Source organism: Paraburkholderia sediminicola (assembly GCF_046026895.1).
Taxonomy (GTDB): domain Bacteria; phylum Pseudomonadota; class Gammaproteobacteria; order Burkholderiales; family Burkholderiaceae; genus Paraburkholderia; species Paraburkholderia sediminicola_C.
Window position 1 is genome coordinate 1 of the sequence record NZ_JAQQEU010000267.1, and the last position, 685, is coordinate 685.

The window sequence follows — 685 nt, forward strand, 5'->3', positions numbered from 1 at the left end:
CTTGATAACGGCCCTTGCGGCCGCGCTGCGTTGAAGGGCGGAAGTGGGTCGACAACGGGCGTTTGGTTCTCTCGATAGAGCCGTTCGCCCGACCAGACAGGGGCTCAAGGAGGCGAGCGATATGCTCCCCGCGCGGCACAGTTTCTGATTTCGAAAGCACCTCCGACAAGGCTATTAAGATAAGCATTCTTATCTTAATACCCGCGTGAGGGGACCAAACTCCATGTCATGAAAATGCGCCTCACCTCGACACCTTCGTCTGAACCTCGCCTCGTCGATTTTCCCGATGCCGACGAACTCGCTATGCTGCGCGCCAAGTACGTCGGCATGCCGGTTCGCAAAGCCGCGGAGCGCTATGTGCCGGATCGAATCGGGGCGGGGCAGTCGGCGCGCGGCCTGCTCGGCGGGCTTCGGCGGCGGCTGGCGAAGTTCGCGCGGCAGGTCGGACGGCCGGATCTCGCCGCTGTTTTCGAGCGCACCGACGGTGAGCGTTTCCGGGTAGCGATGATCCGGTAGCGCAGGCAGCGCGTCACGAGTTCGTAGAAGCTTTCGATCGCGGGAGTGGCGAGCCGGTAGCCGCATCGCATTGCAATGCCAGAACACCCGTGAGCTCGACCACTTCGACGAAGAACTGCTGCACGCGCTGCTTTCCACCGCCATGATCACGCTCGTGATCGGTCTGGTC

General features: G+C 62.2%; 1 protein-coding gene. It reads left to right on the forward strand.

All coding sequences use genetic code 11. The features are described from left to right. Positions 1 to 228: 228 nt before the first annotated feature. Positions 229 to 516 (forward strand): hypothetical protein, encoded by a 288-nt coding sequence (locus PQR02_RS40675; protein ID WP_408243429.1) that lies wholly within the window; start codon positions 229 to 231, stop codon positions 514 to 516. Positions 517 to 685: the final 169 nt, after the last annotated feature.